Here is a 21,111-nt window from a genome sequence, read left to right on the forward strand (position 1 = left end):
GGTCGTTGGTCACGACCCTCCGGCACGAAGCAGAAGGTCGAAATCCTTCCTGACCTTTTGCGACGTCTCCTTGAGATGTGCTTCCAGCACACCGAAATCCGGCAGGTCGGTGACCGCCAGAAGCAGATCCGAAAGCCCCGGCGGAACGTCGTCACGTTCGAATGGTCCGGTGAGGCACAGCCGCGTCATCTGGGTCAGTGCCAGATAAAGGGCGTAAGCCTCGCCAAGGTCCTGCCGGATTACGGCATTGGCGAAACGGGGCGTCAGACGAGACAGGATCTCGGCCGTACCGGTGGCGCGTGGCCCGGCCTCGACCTGCCCAGTGATGACAGCCACCTGGGCGATGAATTCGAGATCGATCAGACCGCCCGGTATGAGCTTAATGTCCCACAGGTCGCGGGGCGGTTTTTCCTGCTCGATCATGGTGCGCATGTCGGAAGCTTCGGTTTTCACCTTCGCCGCGTCGCGTGGCTGACCGAGCAGCGCGGCGACCTCCGCTTCAACCTCGGCGCAGAGGCCGGCGTCGCCGGCAATCGGCCGCGCCCGCGACAGCGCCATGTGTTCCCAGGTCCAGGCTTCCTGGCGCTGGTATTTCTTGAAGGCATCGATATGGGTGGCGACCGGTCCCTTGTTGCCGGACGGCCGCAAACGCAGGTCGAGCTCATAAAGCACACCTTCCGCCGTCGGCGCCGATACCGCGGATATCAGCCGCTGCGTCATGCGGGTGTAGTAATGCGACGGCGCCAGCGGCTTTTCACCATCGGAGTCCTCGGCGTCCGCGTCGTGATCGTAAAGCAGGATGAGATCGACATCCGATCCGGCCGTCAATTCGCGGCTGCCGAGCTTGCCCATGCCGAGCAGCGAAACCACGCCACCGGCGATCGTGCCGTGGCGCACCGCGAATTCGGCGATCACCGCTTGCAACGCCGCCGCAATGGTCAGGTCCGCAAGATCGGAGAAAGCGCGGCCGGCGCGGGCCGGGTCGATCGAGCCCGCGAGCAGCCGCACACCGATGAGGAATTTTTGTTCGGAAGCAAATATGCGTAAGCGGTCGAGCACGTCCTCATAGGCCCTGTCGCCCTCGAGGAAGGCGGAAAGCCGCCCCGAGAGATAGGCGCGGTCTGGCAGCTCGGTCAGCAATGCCGGGTCGAGCAAGCCGTCGAACACATGCGGCCGGCGAGTGATGATGGCCGCCAGCCTTGGTGCCGCGCCCATGATCGTCGCCATCAGCTTGAGCAGTGCGGGATTCGACTGCAGCAGCGAAAACAACTGGATGCCCGCCGGCAGGCCGGCGAGGAACTCGTCGAAACGGACCAGCGCCTCGTCGGCCCGGCGCGTCTGGCCAAAGGCCTTGAGCAGTGCCGGCGTCAGTTCCGTCAGCCGCTCGCGCGCCTCCGCCGACTGGGTGACGCGATAGCGGCCGAAATGCCAGCCGCGGATGACACGGCAGATATCGCTCGGCCGCTGAAAGCCGAGGCCGTGCAGGGTCTGCAGCGTGTCCGGGTCGTCGACGTCACCGGTGAAGACCAGGTTGCCGATGCCGGCCGAAAGCTCGGGCGCGGTTTCGAACAGCGCCGCATAGTGGCGCTCGACCTGCTGCAGCGAGGCACGGAAGGCCCCGGCGAACGCGGCGGCGGCGGCGAAGCCCAGCATGCGGGCGATGCGCTCCAGCCCTTCATCGTCTTCCGGCAGCGTGTGCATCTGCTCGTCGGCCACCATCTGGATGGCGTGTTCGACCCGGCGCAGGAACCAGTACTGGAGGGCGAGTGCGTCTCTTGCGTCCGATGTGATCCAGCCTCGGGCGGCGAGCTGACCGAGCATCGGCACGGTTTCGCGGCCGCGCAGCTCCGGAAAGCGGCCGCCGGCGATGAGCTGCTGGGTCTGGACGAAGAACTCGATCTCGCGGATGCCGCCGCGCCCGAGCTTGACGTTGTGCCCCTTCACCGCGATCTCGCCATGGCCCTTATGGGCATGAATCTGGCGCTTGATCGAATGGACGTCGGCAATCGCCGCGTAATCCATGTATTTGCGCCAGATATAGGGCTGGAGTTCCTTGAGGAGGGCATCGCCCGCGGCGAGATCGCCGGCCACCGGGCGGGCCTTGATCATCGCGGCACGCTCCCAGTTCTGGCCACGCGCTTCGTAGTAGCGAAGCGCGGCTTCAACCGGGATAGCCAGCGGGGTGGAGCCGGGATCGGGACGCAACCTCAGATCGGTGCGGAAGACATAGCCGTGCTCGGTGCGGTCCTGCAGGATGCGAACCAGCCGGCGCGTCAGGCGTGAGAACAGGTCGGTGGCGTCGAGAGGATCGACCACGGCGGGTGCCTCCGGATCGAAGAACACGACGAGGTCGATGTCGGAGGAGAAATTCAGCTCATGCGCGCCGAGCTTGCCCATGCCGAGCAGGATCCAGCCCGATCGATGCGAGGGGTTGTCGAGGTCGGGCAGCTTGAGCTTGCCCTGACCATGCGCGTCACGCAGCAGGAAATCGACTGCCGCGCGGGTGCAGGCGTCGGCGAGATCGCTCAACCGCCTTACGGTCAGCGAGGTTTCGGCTTCGCCCGAAAGATCGGCGAGCGCGATCAGGAAATGCGCCTCTGCCTTATGCCGGCGCAGCGCCATCATCAGGCCGGATTCCGAGACCGTTTCGGCCAGCGGCGCCTGGTCGATCGCGGCGGTGATCGCCTTCAGACGGGCCTCTATCGGCAGGTCGAACAGCCCGTCCAGGATTTGCGGCCGGCGGCGCGCCGTGTCGCGCAGGAATGGCGAAAGGTCGAAGACAGCGGCGAGGAGATCCTGCGCCTTGCCTTTGCCGGCCAGGAATTTGGCCACCCGTGTCAGCCCCTCTTCGCGCGCTGCGTCCGCGATTTCGGCCAGCTCCTGTCGTGCCCGGGCTGCGTCGAGCGGGACAAGCGGGGTTTCCAGGCTGAGCAGCCAGTCTGTCTTGCTCCGCTTGGCAACGGCCGCCATCAGTGATCCTCGCGTGCCGGGAAACTCATGACCACGGATAGTCCTGGATTGCCAGGCAGCAGGTCAAGCCGGCCGTAATGGAATGTCATGACCGCCTTGGCGAGACTGAGGCCAAGGCCGGAACCAGGCTGCGAACGGCTCTTCTCCAGCCGCACGAAGCGCTCCGTCGCCCGGGCGCGATCGGCGTCGTCGGGAATGCCCTGGCCATTGTCCGTGACGGAAAGCCTGATCTCGCCATGCGTGCGTTCGAGCTTTACACGGACCGCCGGCTTGGACGTCGAATCGGTCGAGTACTTGATCGCATTGTCGACGATGTTGGAGAGCGCCTGGCCGATCAGCTCGCGGTTGCCGTCGACGACAAAAGCACCATTCACCTCGGCGTCCAGCGAAACGCCAGCCTCCTCGGCCACCGGCTCATAGAGTTCGACGACATCACGGACGGCCACCGCCAGATCGACGCGGCTGGTGTGCTCGGAAGAATAGCCCGCCTCCAGGCGGGAGATCATCAGGATGGCGTTGAAGGTCTTTATCAACTGGTCGGACTCGGCGATGGTGCCTTCCAGCGCCTGTCGATAGTCCGATGTCTTCTGCTTGCCGGAAAGCGTCGCTTCGGCCCGGTTGCGCAGCCGGGTCAGCGGCGTCTTGAGGTCATGCGCGATGTTGTCGGAAACCTGCTTGAGGCCTTCGTTGAGCGTGGCGATCCTGGCCAGCATGGCGTTAAGGTTTTCCGAAAGCCGATCGAACTCGTCGCCGGCGCCGGTTACCGGCAGCCGGCCGGAGAGATCCCCGCCCATGATGCGCCGGCTTGCCTCCGATACGCCATCGATACGCTTCAGCGCCGCGCGGCCGACAAAGAACCAGATCAGGATGCCACCCAGGGCCATCATGCCGAGCGCCAGCATCAGCGAACGGCGGATGACGGCACGGAACCGCTCCGGTTCCCCGAGATCGCGGCCGACCAGCATGATCATCTGGTTCGGCAGCCGCAGCACCAGGGCAATGGCGTTGTGGCCCTTCTCGCCCTGCGCTTGCGTGTCGCTCTGGTCGGGTTGTGCGGTCCCCTTTTCGGTAGGCAAGTTGCGTAGACGATCGAGTTCTCCCTCGCCAAAGCGCTGATAGGAAAAAGGGCTGGTGGTCCAGCCTTCGTTTTCGAGAACGCCCGGCTCGAGGCTCTGCACGTTACCGGTCAGGATCTGGCCGTTGGCATCGGCGATCAGATAGAGATTGGCGCCGGGCTGCCGCGAGCGGGCCTCGACCACGCGGACCAATACGGGAAGGCCACCGCGCTGATAGGCGCGGGCAAGGCCGAGCACCTCGTCGTTGATGGTCTCCTGCGTCTGCCCGGTCAGCATGCGCGCCGAGAGCGAAGTCATATAGAGGACGAGCAGCACCGCGCAGAGCGCGAAGAGCAAGAGATAGAGCGCCGAAAGCCGCGCGGCCGTCGTCTTCATGATGGCGGGCACGGAAAGCGCCATGCCGCCGCCTAGCCGCCCTTCAGCATGTAGCCGGCGCCGCGAATGGTATGCAGGATCGGCTTGTCGAAGCCCTTTTCGATCTTGCCGCGCAGCCGGGAGACGTGAACGTCGATGACATTGGTCTGCGGATCGAAATGATAGTCCCAGACATTTTCGAGCAGCATCGTGCGCGTCACAACCTGGCCGGCATGGCGCATGAGATATTCGAGCAGGCGGAATTCGCGTGGCTGGAGCGTGATCTCACGGCCCGCCCGGCGGACAGAATGCGATAGCCTGTCGAGTTCAAGATCGCCAACCCGGTAGACGGTCTCGGCATCCTTGGCGCTGGCGCGTCGGTTGAGCACCTCGACACGAGCCAGAAGTTCGGAAAAGGCATAGGGCTTGGTCAGGTAATCGTCACCGCCGGCGCGCAGGCCGGTGACCCGGTCATCGACTTCGCCCAGCGCCGAAAGAATGAGCACCGGCGTCGTGTTGCCCCTGGAGCGGAGGGCGGCAATAACCGACAGGCCGTCGCGGCGCGGCATCATCCGATCGATGACCATCACATCGTAGTCACCCGCATCGGCAAGCGCGAAGCCGGTCTCGCCGTCACCCGCAACATGCGCGGTATGACCGGCTTCGGTGAAGGCTTTCTGCAGATAATCCGCAGCCTCGCGATCGTCTTCTATGACGAGAATCTTCATAGGGCCGTTATACGCGATTTCGCTTGAAGGTTGAGTAGCCGGCATCTGCATTTTAGCCTTTGCCAAAGCGCATCGCGATCAAGACGATCGAGAGCGTACGCGATAAATCTTTGTTCCGTGGCGTCGTTAGGCCGAACATGCCAGTTCCCAGTCATGTCGTTACCTGCAACCCGGGACCAACCGGCATCGGGCACGAGGGCCTGAGTGGGCAGCCACATACGGGCGCGGCAGCGGGCGATGGGAAGCCCGCTGCCGCTGAAGGAGAGCGCGATGACTGACTAACGGGCTCTCCTTCTTACTTTCCCCATGCGGCGACTCGGGGGTGTTGAAACCGCCGCATTGGAAAAGTCGTCTCAGCCCTTGGCCACCGGCACCGCGACGAAGCGGTTGTTGTCGTCACGGGTGATCTGCATCAGCACCGCCTTGCGTCCGGATTTGACCGCATCGGCCATGGCCTTGGTGACGTCTTCGGTGCCATTGACCTCCGCCGAGTTGACCGCGGTGATGACGTCGCCCGGCTGGATGCCGCGATCGGCGGCGGCGCTGTCGGGGTCGACGTCTGTCACCACCAGACCCTTGCCGTTTTCAGACTTGGTGACGGTGAGACCGAGATCGGCCAGCGTGTCAGGCTTTGCCGGAGCGGCAGGCTGCTGTTGCTGGTCGTTCGAGGCCTGCTTGTCGCTCGCCGGCAGTTTGCCGAGATCGACCTTGACCGTCTGGCTCTTGCCGTCGCGCCAGACCGTGACATCAACAGACTTGCCGGGCGAATAGGCGCCGATCAGGCGGGCGAGCTCCTTCGGCGACGCAACGTCCTTGCCGTCGACCTGGGTGATCACGTCGCCGGCTGATATGCCGGCCTTCTTGCCGGGGCCGTCGTCCTGGGCGCTCGAAACCAACGCGCCGTTGTTGGACTTCAGGCCGAGCGATTCGGCGATGTCGGAGGTGACCGGCTGGATTTCGACGCCGAGCCAGCCACGCTGCACCGCACCGCTCTTCATCAGGTCCCCGACGACCTGCTTGGCGGTCGAGGCCGGAATGTCGAAGGCGATGCCGACGCTGCCGCCGGAAGGCGAGAAGATGGCGGTGTTGATGCCGACCACCTGGCCGTTGAGGTTGAAGGTCGGGCCGCCTGAATTGCCGCGGTTGACTGAGGCGTCGATCTGGAGGAAATCGTCATAGGGGCCGGCGCCGATATCGCGGCCGCGCGCCGAGACGATGCCCGCGGTCACGGTGCCGCCGAGACCGAACGGATTGCCGACAGCCACGACCCAGTCACCGACGCGAACCTTGGAATCGTCGGCGAAGTCGACATAGGTGAACTTGCCGCCACCATCGACCTTGAGCACGGCGAGATCGGTGCGCGGATCGGTGCCGACCAGCTTGGCATCGAGTTCCTTGCCGTCATTGGTCACAACGGTGAAGGCGGTGCCCTCTTCGACGACATGGTTGTTGGTGACGAGGTAACCGTCTTCGGAGATGAAGAAGCCGGAGCCCTGCGCTACCGGGCGCGGCTCGCCATTGTTGCGGTCGCGATGACCGAAGCGACGATGACCTTCGTCGTTCTGGCCGCCCTGGTCGCCAAAGCCGCGGAATTCCTTAAAGAAACGACGCAGCTGCGGATTGTTGGGAAGATTGTCGAGGCCGTCCTGATCGTCGGAGCCATCATCGGCGGTCGGCTGGATCTTGGCCTTGACCTTGACGCTGACCACGGCTGGCGACACACGCTCCACGACATCGGCGAAGCTCGGAACCTGCGGGGCCTCGACGCGCACGGCGTCAGCGAGAACGGGGCTGGTTCCGCTGGTCAGCGCGCCAACGCCGATCGCACCGGCGACCGCGATAGACGCGGCAGCAGCCAGAAGACGCTTGCGGGTGCGAAAATATGAATCGGGGGCAATATTCATGGATCTCTTATCCTCTTTCAAGCGGACGCGCCTTGATCGGCATCCTCAAGGAACGAGAATTAGGGAAGCGCACATTACGACGCCATTTCCGGCACATGAAACTTTGGTAATGTTGGCGAGCGACGGCAGCCGTCAGTCGCGGCGGAGGATCGCGTCCAGTGCGGCCTGCTCTTCGACCGAAAGCGCTGCAGTTGCCGGAAGCCGGCGCGACCGCGCACTGAGCACTATAAACACGCCGCCGGCCAGAAGCAGGAGAACCGGCGTGCCCCACAGCAGCGCGTTGCGCAGATCGAAGCGTGGCTTCAGCAGCACGAACTCGCCGTAACGCGAAACCACATAATCCATCACCTGCCGGTCGGTATCGCCCGCGACAAGGCGTTGTCGCACCAGGATACGCAGGTCCCTGGCAAGGTCCGCATCGGATTCGTCGATCGACTGGTTCTGGCAGACCATGCAGCGCAGGCCTTCCGACAGCGCCCGCGCCCGCGCCTCGAGTGCCGGGTCGGCCAGCATCTCGTCGGGCTTCACCGCCATTGCCGTTCCGGCGAAGAACAACGCCAGCAACAAGACCATCGACGTCAACGAAAGCCTTGCCCTCATGGCAGGCCCGCCGGCGCCACCGCCTGCTTGCGACGGCGCGAAGGCGCGCCGACCCGCAGGCGCCTGTCCATCAGCGACATCGCCGCACCCGCCATCATCACCAGGCCGCCGCCCCAGATCAGCGTCACCAGCGGCTTCCACCACAGACGCACCACGACCGAGCCATCCTTGCCCTCGTCGCCGAGCGAAATGTAGAGCTGGGAAAGGCCAAGGGTCTTGATGCCAGACTCCGTCGTCGTCATCTGCCGCACCGGATAGAAACGCTTGGCGGAGCTGACTTCGCCGACAGGGCTGCCGCTGACGCCGATCAGCTCGAAACGCCCGCGATCCTCGCTGTAGTTCGGTCCCTGCGCAGGATAGAGCCCGACGAACCGCACCGTGCGGCCGGAGATTTCGACGGTTTCACCGGCATGCATGGACAGGATCTTCTCCGTCCCGAAGCAGAGCGTGCCAACAATGCCGAGCACGGTCAGGCCGAGGCCAAGATGCGCGAAAGCAGTCCCGAAGACCGAGCGTGGCAAACCAACCAGACGCCTGACCATTGTCGGCGCGGCGACATTGCCGACCCCCGCCTTGGTGGCGAGGTCGGTCAGCGCGCCAAGGATCAGCCAGACGCCGAGGCCGACGCCAAGCGCGGCAAGCACCGAAGCGCCGTCGATGAACAGGACCGTAACCAGCGTCGCAAGAAGTGCGGCCGCGAACGCGGCCATCAGCCGCTGCGCAACGCCGAAGACATCGCCGCGCTTCCAGGCCAGCAGCGGCCCAAAGGGAACCATCACGAGCAGCGGCACCATCAGCGGCGCGAAGGTGAGGTTGAAGAACGGCGCTCCGACCGAAATCTTGTCGGCCGAAAAAGCCTCGACCGCCAGCGGATAGAGCGTGCCGACGAGCACCGTGGCGGTCGCCGTGGTCAGGAATAGATTGTTGAGGACGAGCGCGCCTTCACGCGAAACCGGATGGAAGAGGCCGCCTGCCGTCAGCTTCGAGGCGCGCAGCGCAAACAGCGCCAGCGAGCCGCCGATGAACAGCGTCAGGATGCACAGGATAAAGACGCCACGCGTCGGATCGGTGGCAAAGGCGTGGACGGAAGTCAGGACGCCCGAACGCACCAGGAAGGTGCCGAGCAGCGACAGCGAGAAGGTGAGGATGGCGAGCAGCAGCGTCCAGATCTTCAACGCCGAGCGCTTTTCCATGACGATGGCCGAATGCAGCAGCGCGGTGCCCGCCAGCCACGGCATGAAGGAAGCGTTCTCGACCGGATCCCAGAACCAGAAACCGCCCCAGCCGAGTTCGTAATAGGCCCAGTACGATCCCATGGCGATGCCGCCGGTCAGGAACATCCAGGCGACCAGCGTCCATGGCCGCACCCAGCGCGCCCAGGAGGCATCGATGCGACCCTCGATGAGGGCGGCGACCGAGAAGGAAAAGCAGATCGAGAAGCCGACATAACCGAGATAGAGCATCGGCGGGTGAATGGCGAGGCCAAGATCCTGCAGGATCGGGTTGAGATCGCGGCCTTCGATGGGCGCCGGATTGAGCCGGATGAAAGGATTGGAGGTCACCAGGATGAACAGGAAGAAGGCAGCGCCAATAGCGCCCTGCACGGCGAGCACATTGGCGCGCAGCGTCGCCGGCAAGTTGGAGCCGAAAGCGGCCACAAGCGCGCCGAAGAAGGTCAGGATCAGCACCCAGAGCAGCATCGAACCTTCGTGATTGCCCCAGGTTCCGGTGATCTTGTAGATCAGCGGCTGCAGCGAATGCGAGTTCTCCCAGACGTTCGCCAGGGAAAAATCAGAGCTTGCATAGGCGCTCGCAAGGGCCGCGAAGGACAGCGCCGTCAACGCGAAACCGGTCACCGCGACCGGACCGCCGACCGCCATCAGGCGCTGGTTGTTCAGCCGCGCGCCAAACAGCGGCACGATCGTCTGCACCAGTGAAAGCGCGAACGCCAGAACCAGGGCGAAATGTCCGGTTTCAACCATTCGCGCGACTCACGCTTGCTCTTCCGCCAGAGTTACTCACTCTTGCTCTCCTGCCAGACGCCCTTGGCCTTCAGGCCGTCGGCTACTTCCTTGGGCATGTAGCGCTCGTCGTGCTTGGCCAGAACGCTGTCGGCGACAAAGACGCCGTCAGCGCCAAAGGTACCCTCGGTGATGACACCCTGCTCTTCGCGGAAAAGATCGGGCAAGATGCCGGTATAAGTCACCTTGACCGATTTGTGGGTGTCGGTGACCGAAAAGGCAACTGTTGCGCCCTGGCCGCGCTGGATGGTGCCTTTTTCGACCAAACCGCCGAGCCTGATGCGCTGGCCCGGCTGAACGCTGGCGGTGGTCAGATCGGCCGGCATGTAGAAATAGGACGCCTTCTGGCCAAGCGCATAGAAGGTCAGCCCGGTGGCGGCGCCCAGAAAAACCAATCCGCCCGCGATCACCGACAATCGTTTCTGCTTGCGCGTCATACCCAATTCTACTCCGTCGCCGTCAAGCCGAGCGAGGCGGCAAAGGCGGTGAATTTCTTGGCTTCGTCACTATCGGCGCCAAAGACCGCGATGGCGCGGCCCAGCGCATCGCGCGCCTGATCGGCCTTGCCCAGCACGACATAGGAACGAACCAGCCGCATCCATCCTTCCGGGTCGCGCGGATTTTGACGAAGTTTGTCGTCCAGGCCGGCGACCATGGTGTTGATCATGGCTTCCCTGTCCTGCTGCGACATGGAGGACGCCGCGTCGACATCGGCGGCATCGGGGCCTTTCGCGGTCGTGCCGGAGGCGACTTCCGGGCCGCCGGATTTGGCCAGCGCCTGTTCGACAGCGCCGCGCCACGGCGAATCCGGCGGCAGCGTACCAAGCATAGCCTGCCAGGCCGCGGCCGCTTCCTTGCCACGGCCCTCCTGCGCCAGTGCCATGGCCAGATAGAAACCGGCTTTCGCATTGGCCGGGTCAAGCTTCAAGGCCGCCTCGAAGGCATCCTGGGCATCGGCCGAAACAATGCCGCCCGCCGCACCGGCGATCGCCTCGCCGAGACCGGCCTGACGGACAGCGCTGTCGCCGTCGAGGCGAATGGCGTTGCGGTAGGCCGCCGCGGCGTCGGCAAAGCGCTGCATACGCAGATAGACCGGCGCCAGCACGTCCCAGCCCCTGCCGTCGGAAGGATTGGCGGCAAGATGGGCCTCGGCGCGCGCCACCAGCTCATCGACCGAACTGTCGGCGGGGTTCTTGGCCAACCGCTCACTGAGCGGCTGCGACGGCAGGTCAGGCGAGCCGATCTGACTGTAGAGCCCCCAACTGACCAACGGAACCGCCAGCACCGCAACGGTCGCGACAAGCCGTACGGTGCCCGATGACCTGCCGGACGCCTTGGCCGCCATATCCGCGTTGCCCAGGCGAAGGATGCGGCGGGCGATCTCGGCGCGCGCCTCGGCCGCTTCAGCGGGCCCGATCAAACCGCGCCCGGCATCGCGGTCGAGTTCGGACAGTTGATCGCGATAGACTTCCAGATCGTGATCGCCGCTCGATGATGCGCCCTTGGAGGCACCAGCCAACGGCAAAAGCACCGCCAGGCTGGCGCCCAGCGTGAGAATTGCGGCTATGACCCAGAACAGCATGGTTCTTCCAATAACGGCAGAGCCCTGCCCTGCCAACACAGGCATCCTGCGACGCTTTGACGGCACGCGCCGAATGTCGCGATCGAAATCCACCGGCCGGATCGCAACGAGACCCGGCTGGCTAGGTCAATGGCATCCAACTGCCGTCGGCATTGCGGCAGGCTGTTCCGTGCGCCGTGACGCTGGCGCCGCCCGTGAACACCGTCTGCGTGTATTGGCGGCAATCCTGCGAACCGACGCGGTAAGGCTGGGCAGGGACGACCTCGCCATAGCGTGAGGCCTGATCGCCCTTCCAGGTCACCTTCTGGCCGCTGGTGTTGTATTCGAGCGCCTTGTATTCGGCCTCGAGCGCGCTGCGCTTCTCCGTGTCGCTCAGACCGTTGCCGATCGACCCGCCAATGAGGCCGCCGCCCATGGCGGAGATGATCGACTTGGTAACGACCTTGCCGCCGGCCGGAGGCGTCGAGGCCGGTGTCGCCGCCACGGTCGGGCCCTTGCCGCTCAAGGTGGTGCAGCCCGACACGGCCAGCAATGCGGAAACAAGCGCGACGCGAATCTTCATGCCAACAACCGGTTTTCTTGAGTTGGAGCCTGCCATGGATGCGCCGGGGGCCGCGTCATCGGAGAAGTAGGCGTGGCCATAGTGTTGATATTTGTCGGAAATTTGGCCACTGGCGGCTGCTCCGGGGTCAATCGATATGCCGCCACAATATGCGCCTTCCATTGCTGCCGATTGGCCTGGGTAGCATTACTGCAGGCTCCGCAATCGCACCGTCGCCTTCAGTCCGCCCATGCCGGACCGCTCGAGTGCCAGGACGCCTCCATACTCGTTGACGAGATCGGCGACAATGGCAAGGCCCAGGCCCGTCCCAGGCTTGGTCTCATCGAGGCGCCGCCCTCGCTTCAGCGCTTCACGGGCCCTATCCTCGGGAATCCCCGGTCCGTCGTCCTCGATGCTGATCTCAAACAGGCTCTCATCCTTGCCGGCCAAGGGCACGACCGAGATCGCGACAGCACTCCTTGCCCATTTCACCGCATTTTCGAGAAGATTGCCAAGCAGTTCCTCGAGGTCCTCGCGTTCGCCGGCAAAGACGATCTCGGTGGCCGGCAGCGACAGGGACAGGCTGGTCCGCGGGTTCAGCTTCTGCAAAACGCGCACCATGCGCTGCACCAGCGGTGCCACCGGCGTGCGATAGACGACGCTGTCGCGCTGCGCCGCGACGCGGGCACGCTGCAGGTAATGGTCGATCTGCTTTTGCATGGAGGCGGCCTGCTCGGCGATCAACTGTCCCTTGGCGCCGCCAAGCGCCCGGCCCTCGTTGAGCAGAACGGCAAGCGGTGTCTTCAGGGAATGGGCGAGGTTGCCGACCTGGGTCCGAGAACGCTCGACGATGCGTTTGTTGTTTTCAATCAGCGCGTTGGTTTCGTTGGCTAACGGTTCGATCTCGGCCGGGAAGCGGCCGTCGAGCCTCTGTGCGGTGCCCTCGCGCACCATGGCGAGTGCGTTCCGGACCCTGCGCAACGGCTGCAGCCCGAGCAGGATGGCAATGGCGTTGATGGCGATCATGCCGATGCCGAACAGGCTGAGATAGGTCAGCAGGCGGCGCTGGAACGTTGCTATTTCCTGCTCCAACTCGGTCTTGTTGCCCATGACGCGGAAGCGCGCGGCGCGGTTCTTCGCGTCGAGAACGAATTCGCTCTCGAACACGACCAGCTCCTCGCCATTGATGCCTTGCGCGGCATAGCTGCGCTGGAAATTGGCGTTGAAGGGAACATCCGCCACGTCCGGCGACGGGATGGTCCGGGTCATGGACGACGAGTGAAGATCGCCGTGAACGCCTTCCGAGGCGGGCTCGACGGACCAGTACCAGCCCGAATTCGGTTCCGAGAAACGGAGATCGCCAAGATCGGGGGAGCCGGTCAACGCGCCGCTGTCGGAGATGCCGATGGAGCCGATCAGGTTGAACAGATGCGCCGACAATAGACTGTCGAAGCCCCGCTCGCTGGCCTGCCGATAGAGCGTTGTGATCAGGGTGAAGATGACGACCAGGGTCAGGATCGCCCACACGGTGGAGAAGGCGATGACGCGGAACGTCAGCGAGCGCGGCCACGCGCGCAACGAGAGCCGTCTGCCCACGGTCGGGTTGGTGGGGAGCGGTTCCGCCTTACGCCTCCGGCTCGCGCATGCGGTAGCCCATGCCGCGTACGGTTTCGATCATGTCGATACCCATCTTCTTGCGCAATCGTCCGACAAAGACCTCGATGGTGTTGGAATCGCGGTCGAAGTCCTGGTCGTAGAGATGCTCAACCAGTTCGGTGCGCGAAACGACCTCGCCCATGTGGTGCATCAGATAGGCAAGCAGCCGGAATTCGTGCGAGGTCAATTTCAGCGGCACGCCGTTGACATCGGCCTTCGAAGCCTTGGTGTCGAGACGCAGCGGCCCGCAGGTCAGTTCCGACGAGGCGTGGCCGGCCGCGCGGCGGATCAGGGCCCTGACGCGCGCCAGCACCTCCTCGATGTGGAACGGCTTGGTGACGTAGTCGTCGGCGCCGGCGTCGATGCCGGAGACCTTGTCGCTCCAGCGGTCACGCGCGGTCAGGATCAGCACCGGCATCTTGCGGCCGCCGCGACGCCAGCGCTCGACCACGCTGATGCCGTCCATCTGCGGCAGGCCGATGTCGAGCACAACGGCATCGTAAGGCTCTGTGTCGCCGAGGAAATGGCCCTCCTCGCCGTCGAACGCACGATCGACGACATAGCCGGCATCGACCAGCGCATCCGAGATCTGCCGGTTGAGATCCTTGTCATCCTCGACGACGAGTACGCGCATACGGGGACCAATGCCTGTTGATTGAAGATTTCAGATATAGGCCGATTCCGCCGGCCTGGGAAACGGAGGGAAGAGCGGTCAGTTCTGCGGAACGACGATTTCGGAGCGGCGCGGACGTTGTCCGTCCTTGCCGGGCACGAGCACGACGATGACGCAGACCGGCTGGCCGCCACGCGTCGATGCCGAAGCCTTGGCGAGCGTTCCGCCATTCTGCTGAGCCACCTGCTGACCGATTGCATAGCAGTCGGATGCAGCCAGGACGATCGGGCTGGCCTGGTCGGGCTCGATGACCGGTATCGCCATTGCCTGCGACGCAAACAGCCCGGCGGCACTAAGCGCCAGGGTCGCGGTTCGGAAATGGGAGCGAAGCGTTTTCATGACCCGCGTTGTAACGCATCGGTGCTGAACGTGAAATGAACAGTGAACGGCCCTGAAACCATGCTCGCCACACCCTGCAACGCGAGACAGACATCTTGGGTTTCACCGCCCCCCAGTGAAACCCGCGAAAGCTCAGTCTAGACTCCGTTTCGGTGATATTGAAAGTGCGTCAGGCGTTTTCCTGCGTCAGCGCACGGAATCGCAGCAGGCCATGGTGGACAAGGAGTTCCTCATCGTAACGCGCCTCGCTGAATTCCAGCGACAGCCGCGTCTGGCCACGCGGGCCTATAACCAACACCGCTCCGGCAAGCCGCGCCTTGATGGCATCCATGATCGCCCGGGTCTCGGCCTCGCCATGCGCCTTCGACCAGACATGCAGCGTGATCAGCTGGTCGTCGTTGTTCTCGGCGCCGGTGTCCCAGTCAAAGGCAGAAGTCTGGCCTGAAGTCACATAGGGAAAGGCGACGTTGTCGGTTGCCCGCTCGAGCAGTCCGGCGCCACCCAGCAGCGCCGACAGCGACGCATCGCTTTTCAGTCTTAGAAACAGGGCCTGCTGCAAATCGCCGGGCGCGGTCATCGTCCATTTCCTCAAGCCGTTGCGCCACCGACAATGCTTTTCCAAAGCCTGCCCATGTCCGCATCCCTTCTCAGATATAGCGGTTCGCCACGCGAAGACGATGGCGATTCGTCATCGGAATCATGAACGCCGATGATCTCGAAAATACGACTTGCCGACAATCTCGTCAGTCGGCGCGATAGGGCCTGGCAAATTGACCATGAGCTTGCCTCTGATTGTCTGGTCACGCGATCTTGCCCCATATAGGCTGGTCCATACGACGGAATGTTCCTTGCCGGCTTGGCCGGACAGAGGGGCATGTTCCCGATTTCCGGAGCTGACCATGCTCGATCCAGAAAAGGCCAGGGCCGCGTCACGTCTGCTGGTAGGCCATTGGGACAATGGCACCCATCTCGACGCCATACCCGAGGAACTGCGGCCGAAAACGCGCACCGAAGGTTACGCCATCCAGTCGCATGTCATGGAGCATTCGGCGGCCCCGCTTTTCGGCTGGAAGATCGCGGCAACCAGCCTGGCCGGTCAAAGGCATATCAACGTCGACGGCCCGATGGCCGGGCGTCTGCTCGCCGAAAAAGCGGTCGAGGTCGGCGGGATCGTCTCGCTGGCGACGAGCAAGATGCGGGTCGCCGAGGTCGAATTCGCGTTCCGTTTCGGCCGCCAGATCCCACCTCGCGCCGCACCTTATGAAATCGCTGACGTGATGGACGCCGTGGCGACCCTGCATCCGGCGATCGAAATACCGGACTCACGATATGATGATTTCTGCGCTGTCGGCGCGCCGCAGCTGATCGCGGACAATGCCTGCGCCAATCTGTTTGTCATCGGCCAGCCTGCCGAAGACGATTGGCGCGACGTGAACCTGGCGGAGTACCCGGTGACCGGTCTCGTTTCGGGTAAGTCGCGGCACGACGGAACGGGCGCGGCTGTCCTCGGCGACCCACGTATCGCGCTCACGTGGATCGTCAATGAGCTATCGGGACTTGGCATAGCGCTCCAACCGGGACAGGTGGTGATCACCGGAACTTGCGTCACACCGATCAGCGTCGCCGCCGGTGACGAAGTCATTGGCGATTTGGGCAGGTTCGGCAAAGTGTCGGTGCGGTTCGTCTAGACCGGCTTGCTCCCCCGGTTCAGCCTGACCACGACGCTCCTCACCGCCAGAACCAGCACGGTGATGACGATCAAAATCACCGACAGTGCGGCGATCGCCGGGTCGATGTTGTCGCGTAGTCCCATCCACATCAGGCGCGGCAGCGTGATGGCGTTGACCGAGGTGATGAACAAAGTGACGCCGATCTCTTCCCAGGACAGCACGAAGGACAGCAGCGCCGCGGTGACGATGCCGAATTTGATGTTGGGCATGATGACGCGCGTGGCGCGCTCCCAGACACTTGCGCCAAGCCCCCGCGCGGCAAGGTCGATGCGTCGGTCTAGCTGGCTGAGCGAGACCAGGATCAGCACCGTCGCGAACGGCACCGTCATCACCGAATGCGCCATGGCAACGCCGAGCCAGGTATCGTAGCCGAAGAAGGAGCTGACGCCCGAGATCGAGGTGAGCAGGAAGTAGAGCGTGACCGCCGAAACCACCGGCGGCACCACCATCGGCAACAGCACGAAGCCGACGAGGGTCGCGGTGAAGCGCGGCTGGAACATCCAGACGCCGAGGCTGAAGCAGAGCGCCAGCACAGTTGAAATGGCGCTGCTGACGATGCCGATGCGGATCGAAAGCAGGATCGACTGGAGCCAGCGCGGATCCTCGATCAACGATCGGTAGTGGCGCAACGACAATTCGCCCGTCGGCATCGCCAGCATGCGGCTCGGCGTCAGCGACACGGGGATGACGGCCAACAGCGGCAACAGCAGGAACAACGCCACCAGGGCGGCGATAACCAGGGAGACAGGACCGGGGCGATAAGTCGGCATCAGATCAGCTGCTTCGGTCTGACATAACGGAACAAGAGCGCCATCAGCGCGCCGACGAACAGTACCAGCACGACGCTGATCGCGGCCCCCAGCCCCCAGTCCGGGCTCTGGAATATCCTGAGATAGATCAGTTCGGCGATCATGACGCTGCGCCCGCCGCCGAGAATCGCCGGCGTGACGAAGAAACCGAGCGAGAAGACGAACACGATCATCGCGGAGCCGATGATGCCGGAGCGCGTCATCGGCACGAACACCGTCCAGAAGGTACGCATGCGGCTTGAGCCGAGGCCGCGCGCGGCGAGCAGAACACGCTCGTCAAGGCTGCGCATGGCCGAAGCCAGCGGAAAGACGGCGAAAGGAATGAGGAAATGCGTCATGCCGACAATGACGCCGAATTCGTTGCGTACCAAAGTCAGCGGTTCGGAGATAAAACCGATCGACTGCAGCCAGGTGTTGATCAGGCCGCGATTGGACAGCAGTGCCACCCAGCCGAAGGCGCGTGTCAGCACCGAGATCCAGAACGGCACCAGGATGCAGAATTCGGCGATGAGGCGCTGCGCCGGGCTGCCGCGAACCCAGACGACCGTAATAGCATAGGCGGCGGCGACCGACACTATAGTGACGATCGCGGCGATGCGCAGCGTGCGGATGAACACCGACTGGACCAGATCGTCGGTGAGCAACGCCTCGTACTGGCCAAGCCCGGGCGTCGGCAAGGTGAAACTCCATTTCACCACGCCGAGAAATGGCCAGGCATAGGCAAGGCCGAGAAAAAGGAGCAGCGGCGCCATCAACAGCGCCGCGCCCATCCTGTCGGAGAGAACGCCTCTCATGTTAGATCAGCATCGCCGCCGGTCAGGCGGAGATGATCTTGGTGTATTCGTCGAGCGCCGGCCCATAGTTCTTGGCGTACCAGTCCATGTCGAGCGGGATCTGCTTCTTCATGTTCTCGGGATCGACGGGGTTGATGCGCTTCTTGTCGGCGGGGATCAGCGCGTCGGCCGCCGGATTGGCCGGACCCTGGCCGAGCTTGTCGAACATGACGAGCTGCTTTTCCGGATCCTGGGCGCTGGCGATGAACTTCATCGCCGCATCCTTGCCGCCGGGGTTGTTCTTGAGCACGGCCAGCGCGCCGGGCGAGATCAGGCCCTGGTCCCAGATAAACTTGATCTTGCCGCCGGAATCCTGCTCGATCAGCGAGGCGCGCGTCGACCAGACGATCGCCATGGAGGCTTCGCCATTGAGCAGCACGCTCTGGCTCTCGGCGCCGCCGCCCCAATAGGCGACGACGTTTTCCTTGAAGGCTGATATCTTGTCATGCGCACGTTTTAGGTCGAGCGGGTAGAGCGAAGCCGGCGCGATGCCGTCGGCCAAAAGGGCCGCTTCCCAGCTCGACACGCCCCATTTGTAGAGCGAACGCTTGCCCGGGAATTTCTTCACATCGAAGAAATCGGCCATGCCAGTCGGTGCATCCTTGCCGTATTTCTCGGAATCGTAGGCGATGACATAGGAGAAGAAATAGGTCGAGGCGGCATAGTCCCAGCCGAAGCCCGGCCGCATCTTCTTTTTGTCGACGATGTTGTAGTCGATCGGCTCGAGCATGCCTTGCGCGCCGAGCGTAATGGCCGAGAACGGGTCGACGTCGACCAGGTCCCAGGTCGGGGCGCCGCTCTTGGATTGCGCGGCGATCGCGCCTTCGGTCGGGCCCGACCCGTCCATCTTGACGGTGATACCGGTATCCTTGGTGAAGGCCTGGCCATAGGCCGCGTCGTAGGCCGTGATGGCATCGCCGCCCCAGTTGACCAGCACAAGTTCCTTTGCTGCGGCAAAGGCACCGGTCGAGCGCAGCAGCATCGGCGTGCCGGCTAGCGCGAGGGCAGCGAGTTGCGTGAACTGCCGACGCGAGATCTCGCCGCGTCTCGTCCTTTCGGACAGCATTTCGATGGCCTGTTTCTTGGTGTCGTTCATGTCAGTTCCCCTTTGTTTTCGTTGATTTTGATTCCGGAAGCCGGTGCGGCTGATCAGGCCGCGCCGGCGCTCATTGTCCTCCGTCCGGAAGGAGGAAACCCTTTTCCGCCGGCCATGTCAGCCACACGGAATTGCCCTTGCTGAGCGCCGCCGCCGCGACCTCGTTGGGCACCGAGACGGTGACTTTGGCACCTTGGCGCGTGGTGAGGTCGAGCTTGGTCGCCGCCCCCAGATAGGTCGAGGCGATTGCCGTCGCGGCAATGCCGTTCTCTCCGGCGGCGGCCTCGCGCGCTATCGACATGTGTTCGGGCCGGATCGCCAGGATGGCGTCGCCACCCACCTTCTCAGCCTTGCAGCGCATGCTGACCGCGCGGTCCTCACAGAGGCCGGTCGAGCCGTTGTCGACGGCCTTAACCCCCTTCAGCGGCAGCATGTTGATCTCACCGAGGAACTCGGCGACGAAGCGATTGTCCGGCCGGTCGTAGACCTCGTCCGGCGCGCCGACCTGCAGCAGTTTGCCATGATTGAAGATGGCGACGCGCGAAGACAGCGCCAGCGCCTCGCTCTGGTCGTGGGTAACGAAGACGAAGGTGGTGCCGGTCTCCTGGTGCAGGCGCTTCATCTCTGCCTGCATCTGGCCGCGCAGGCTCTTGTCCAGCGCCGAAAACGGCTCGTCGAGCAGGAGCACGCCCGGCTCGAACACCAGCGCCCGCGCCAGCGCGACGCGCTGCTGCTGGCCACCGGAAAGTTGCGAGGGCAATTTCTTCTCGTGGCCGACCAGACCGACGCGCTCGATCATCTCGCCGACACGCTTCCTGATCTCGGCGGCCGATTTCTTGCGGACCTTGAGCGGGAAGGCGATGTTGGCCTCGACGCTCATATGCGGAAAGAGCGCATAGCCCTGGAACACCATGCCGGCGGCACGCTGCTCGGCCGGGCGGTCGGTGATATCGGCGCCGTCGCTGAAAAGCCTGCCCTCGCTCGGCTGCACGAAGCCGGCCAGGATCATCAGGAAGGTGGTCTTGCCGGAGCCGGAAGGCCCAAGCAGCGTCAGGAACTCGCCGCGGCCTATGTCGAGCGTCAGATTGTCCAGCGCACGGAACGAGCCGAAGCTCTTGCCGATCCCGATTGCCTTGATCTCTGCGGCCCGGCCGGGTTGCTGCATCCTGCCTCTATCCTTACCGTTGAGCCAAATCGTAGGCAGGGCGGAAGCTCACCGCAACCGAATAGTTTTCGCCTGATCGGCAAATTTCATTCATCTATGGCGGGCTGGCGCCACGCTGCCTCTCAATAGGGCTGAATGCGGTTCTCGGAGAGAGTAGACCTCAGCCATCCCGCGAACGCTTCCAGGACCGGGTGCGAGGCCTTGGCGTGTTCGGAGACCAGAAAATAAGAGCGCGGCGATTTGATCGCGATGTCGAAAGGCCTGACCAGACGGCCTTCGCTCAGCGCACGGCGGCTGGTCAGTTCGTCACCCATGGCGATCCCCTGCCCGGCAATCGCGGCCGAGAAGACGAGGTTCATGTCGGAAAAGAAGATGCCGCTTTCGGTGTCCGGGTTTTCGACCTTGGACAGCGCCAGCCAGCGCGCCCAATCCTCGGTGTCGTCGAGATGGAGCAGATTGGCGCGCAGCACGTCCGCCGGCCGGGAAAAGCCGCCGACCTTGTTGAGCAGCGTCGGGCTGCAGAGCGGCGTGAACGAGATTTCGCACAACAGCTCGGCCATGCGGTTCGGCCAGTTACCCACGCCGAACGCGATGAAGGCGTCTGCGTCGGCATTGCTGACATCGTCGAGCCGTCGGGGCGTCAGGATGCGCAGCGCGACATCGGGGTACATCTGCCGGAACTCGCCGATATGGGTGCACAGGAACAGCGAGGCGAAGCCCGGTGTACAAGAGATGGCGAACGAGCCGCCGACGCCAGTGCCGGCATCGCGCGTCACCGCGTCACCCAGCACGGTCAGCGCCTTGCGCACGTCGCTGGCATAGCGCTGCCCACGCGGGGTGAGCGCCACCCCCTTGCCGATCCGCTCCAGCAGATCGAAGCCGAGATCGCGCTCGAGCAGCCGCAATTGGTGGCTCACCGCGCTGCGGGTCAGGTGCAGTTCGTCGGCGGCGCGCCAGACGCTGCCATGTCTGGCAAAACTGTCGAGCGCGCGTAGCGCCTGTGTCGATGGGATTCTCAAGAGGTGAACCGAATT

19 protein-coding genes are annotated in these 21,111 nt (G+C 63.8%); 1 reads left to right on the forward strand and 18 read right to left on the reverse strand.

The window, feature by feature from the left end; translation table 11 throughout:
- Positions 1-9 precede the first annotated feature (9 nt).
- The 13 genes from LB524_RS10390 to LB524_RS10450 all read right to left on the reverse strand — a co-directional run bounded on the left by LB524_RS10390 (position 10) and on the right by LB524_RS10450 (position 15,021).
- Positions 10-2,970 (reverse strand): bifunctional [glutamine synthetase] adenylyltransferase/[glutamine synthetase]-adenylyl-L-tyrosine phosphorylase, encoded by a 2,961-nt coding sequence (locus LB524_RS10390; RefSeq protein WP_224525821.1) that lies wholly within the window; start codon positions 2,968-2,970, stop codon positions 10-12.
- The gene (locus LB524_RS10395) at positions 2,970-4,445 is read right to left on the reverse strand and encodes an ATP-binding protein (protein WP_224525823.1); all 1,476 of its coding nucleotides are present in this window, start codon (positions 4,443-4,445) and stop codon (positions 2,970-2,972) included. Before LB524_RS10395 ends, LB524_RS10390 begins: the two co-directional genes overlap by 1 nt.
- An 8-nt stretch (positions 4,446-4,453) precedes the next feature.
- Entirely contained in the window at positions 4,454-5,128 is a 675-nt protein-coding gene (locus LB524_RS10400) for a response regulator transcription factor (protein ID WP_224525825.1), read from the reverse strand.
- A gap of 353 nt (positions 5,129-5,481) precedes the next feature.
- Positions 5,482-7,032, reverse strand: a complete 1,551-nt coding sequence (locus tag LB524_RS10405; RefSeq protein WP_140618544.1) for a Do family serine endopeptidase — start codon at positions 7,030-7,032, stop codon at positions 5,482-5,484.
- A 132-nt stretch (positions 7,033-7,164) separates the two neighbouring features.
- Entirely contained in the window at positions 7,165-7,632 is a 468-nt protein-coding gene (locus LB524_RS10410; protein ID WP_224525828.1) for a cytochrome c-type biogenesis protein, read from the reverse strand.
- On the reverse strand, positions 7,629-9,614 hold the full coding sequence (locus LB524_RS10415) for a heme lyase CcmF/NrfE family subunit (RefSeq protein ID WP_224525831.1): 1,986 nt from the start codon (positions 9,612-9,614) through the stop codon (positions 7,629-7,631). Before LB524_RS10415 ends, LB524_RS10410 begins: the two co-directional genes overlap by 4 nt.
- 32 nt (positions 9,615-9,646) lie before the next feature.
- On the reverse strand, positions 9,647-10,090 hold the full coding sequence (ccmE, locus tag LB524_RS10420) for a cytochrome c maturation protein CcmE (protein WP_224525834.1): 444 nt from the start codon (positions 10,088-10,090) through the stop codon (positions 9,647-9,649).
- Between the two features lie 8 nt (positions 10,091-10,098).
- Complete coding sequence (ccmI, locus tag LB524_RS10425; RefSeq protein ID WP_140618550.1) at positions 10,099-11,235, reverse strand: c-type cytochrome biogenesis protein CcmI; 1,137 nt, start codon at positions 11,233-11,235, stop codon at positions 10,099-10,101.
- Between the two features lie 121 nt (positions 11,236-11,356).
- The gene (locus LB524_RS10430; RefSeq protein WP_224525836.1) at positions 11,357-11,797 is read right to left on the reverse strand and encodes a hypothetical protein; all 441 of its coding nucleotides are present in this window, start codon (positions 11,795-11,797) and stop codon (positions 11,357-11,359) included.
- 186 nt (positions 11,798-11,983) lie between these two features.
- Positions 11,984-13,354, reverse strand: a complete 1,371-nt coding sequence (locus LB524_RS10435) for an ATP-binding protein (protein ID WP_224525838.1) — start codon at positions 13,352-13,354, stop codon at positions 11,984-11,986.
- A 46-nt stretch (positions 13,355-13,400) separates the two neighbouring features.
- On the reverse strand, positions 13,401-14,066 hold the full coding sequence (locus LB524_RS10440) for a response regulator transcription factor (RefSeq protein WP_015318627.1): 666 nt from the start codon (positions 14,064-14,066) through the stop codon (positions 13,401-13,403).
- A 78-nt stretch (positions 14,067-14,144) separates the two neighbouring features.
- Positions 14,145-14,444 (reverse strand): hypothetical protein, encoded by a 300-nt coding sequence (locus tag LB524_RS10445; RefSeq protein WP_015318628.1) that lies wholly within the window; start codon positions 14,442-14,444, stop codon positions 14,145-14,147.
- Between the two features lie 169 nt (positions 14,445-14,613).
- A complete protein-coding gene (locus LB524_RS10450) occupies positions 14,614-15,021 on the reverse strand; it encodes a DUF3168 domain-containing protein (RefSeq protein ID WP_015318629.1) in 408 nt (135 codons plus the stop codon).
- Positions 15,022-15,343: 322 nt separating this feature from the next.
- Between LB524_RS10450 and LB524_RS10455 the strand changes: the two genes are divergently transcribed.
- Positions 15,344-16,132, forward strand: a complete 789-nt coding sequence (locus LB524_RS10455) for a 2-keto-4-pentenoate hydratase (RefSeq protein ID WP_224525840.1) — start codon at positions 15,344-15,346, stop codon at positions 16,130-16,132.
- Here LB524_RS10455 and LB524_RS10460 read toward each other — a convergent pair.
- From LB524_RS10460 to LB524_RS10480, 5 genes are all read right to left on the reverse strand, one after another.
- Positions 16,129-16,944, reverse strand: a complete 816-nt coding sequence (locus LB524_RS10460) for an ABC transporter permease (RefSeq protein ID WP_140663155.1) — start codon at positions 16,942-16,944, stop codon at positions 16,129-16,131. The genes LB524_RS10455 and LB524_RS10460 overlap by 4 nt on opposite strands.
- Positions 16,944-17,777 carry an ABC transporter permease gene (locus LB524_RS10465; protein ID WP_015318632.1) on the reverse strand — a complete coding sequence of 278 codons (834 nt, stop codon included), beginning with the start codon at positions 17,775-17,777 and terminating at the stop codon, positions 16,944-16,946. Before LB524_RS10465 ends, LB524_RS10460 begins: the two co-directional genes overlap by 1 nt.
- A gap of 22 nt (positions 17,778-17,799) precedes the next feature.
- Positions 17,800-18,912 carry an ABC transporter substrate-binding protein gene (locus LB524_RS10470; protein WP_224525842.1) on the reverse strand — a complete coding sequence of 371 codons (1,113 nt, stop codon included), beginning with the start codon at positions 18,910-18,912 and terminating at the stop codon, positions 17,800-17,802.
- A gap of 70 nt (positions 18,913-18,982) precedes the next feature.
- Positions 18,983-20,077, reverse strand: a complete 1,095-nt coding sequence (locus LB524_RS10475; RefSeq protein WP_224525844.1) for an ABC transporter ATP-binding protein — start codon at positions 20,075-20,077, stop codon at positions 18,983-18,985.
- A 122-nt stretch (positions 20,078-20,199) separates the two neighbouring features.
- Positions 20,200-21,096 carry a LysR substrate-binding domain-containing protein gene (locus LB524_RS10480; protein WP_140823797.1) on the reverse strand — a complete coding sequence of 299 codons (897 nt, stop codon included), beginning with the start codon at positions 21,094-21,096 and terminating at the stop codon, positions 20,200-20,202.
- Between the last annotated feature and the right edge of the window lie 15 nt (positions 21,097-21,111).

Source organism: Mesorhizobium sp. ESP6-5 (genome assembly GCF_020164695.1).
GTDB classification, from domain to species: Bacteria; Pseudomonadota; Alphaproteobacteria; order Rhizobiales; family Rhizobiaceae; genus Mesorhizobium; species Mesorhizobium australicum.

Excerpts from the sequence above, each read along its gene's own strand:
- LB524_RS10475 (WP_224525844.1), bottom strand. The coding sequence starts at position 20,077 with ATGCAGCAACCCGGCCGGGCCGCAGAGATCAAGGCAATCGGGATCGGC.
- LB524_RS10455 (WP_224525840.1), top strand. The coding sequence starts at position 15,344 with ATGCTCGATCCAGAAAAGGCCAGGGCCGCGTCACGTCTGCTGGTAGGC.
- ccmI (WP_140618550.1), bottom strand. The coding sequence starts at position 11,235 with ATGCTGTTCTGGGTCATAGCCGCAATTCTCACGCTGGGCGCCAGCCTG.
- LB524_RS10400 (WP_224525825.1), bottom strand. The coding sequence starts at position 5,128 with ATGAAGATTCTCGTCATAGAAGACGATCGCGAGGCTGCGGATTATCTG.
- LB524_RS10470 (WP_224525842.1), bottom strand. The coding sequence starts at position 18,912 with ATGAACGACACCAAGAAACAGGCCATCGAAATGCTGTCCGAAAGGACG.
- LB524_RS10395 (WP_224525823.1), bottom strand. The coding sequence starts at position 4,445 with ATGGCGCTTTCCGTGCCCGCCATCATGAAGACGACGGCCGCGCGGCTT.
- LB524_RS10445 (WP_015318628.1), bottom strand. The coding sequence starts at position 14,444 with ATGAAAACGCTTCGCTCCCATTTCCGAACCGCGACCCTGGCGCTTAGT.
- ccmE (WP_224525834.1), bottom strand. The coding sequence starts at position 10,090 with ATGACGCGCAAGCAGAAACGATTGTCGGTGATCGCGGGCGGATTGGTT.
- LB524_RS10440 (WP_015318627.1), bottom strand. The coding sequence starts at position 14,066 with ATGCGCGTACTCGTCGTCGAGGATGACAAGGATCTCAACCGGCAGATC.
- LB524_RS10405 (WP_140618544.1), bottom strand. The coding sequence starts at position 7,032 with ATGAATATTGCCCCCGATTCATATTTTCGCACCCGCAAGCGTCTTCTG.
- LB524_RS10415 (WP_224525831.1), bottom strand. The coding sequence starts at position 9,614 with ATGGTTGAAACCGGACATTTCGCCCTGGTTCTGGCGTTCGCGCTTTCA.
- LB524_RS10390 (WP_224525821.1), bottom strand. The coding sequence starts at position 2,970 with ATGGCGGCCGTTGCCAAGCGGAGCAAGACAGACTGGCTGCTCAGCCTG.
- LB524_RS10430 (WP_224525836.1), bottom strand. The coding sequence starts at position 11,797 with ATGAAGATTCGCGTCGCGCTTGTTTCCGCATTGCTGGCCGTGTCGGGC.
- LB524_RS10410 (WP_224525828.1), bottom strand. The coding sequence starts at position 7,632 with ATGAGGGCAAGGCTTTCGTTGACGTCGATGGTCTTGTTGCTGGCGTTG.
- LB524_RS10450 (WP_015318629.1), bottom strand. The coding sequence starts at position 15,021 with ATGACCGCGCCCGGCGATTTGCAGCAGGCCCTGTTTCTAAGACTGAAA.
- LB524_RS10460 (WP_140663155.1), bottom strand. The coding sequence starts at position 16,944 with ATGCCGACTTATCGCCCCGGTCCTGTCTCCCTGGTTATCGCCGCCCTG.
- LB524_RS10465 (WP_015318632.1), bottom strand. The coding sequence starts at position 17,777 with ATGAGAGGCGTTCTCTCCGACAGGATGGGCGCGGCGCTGTTGATGGCG.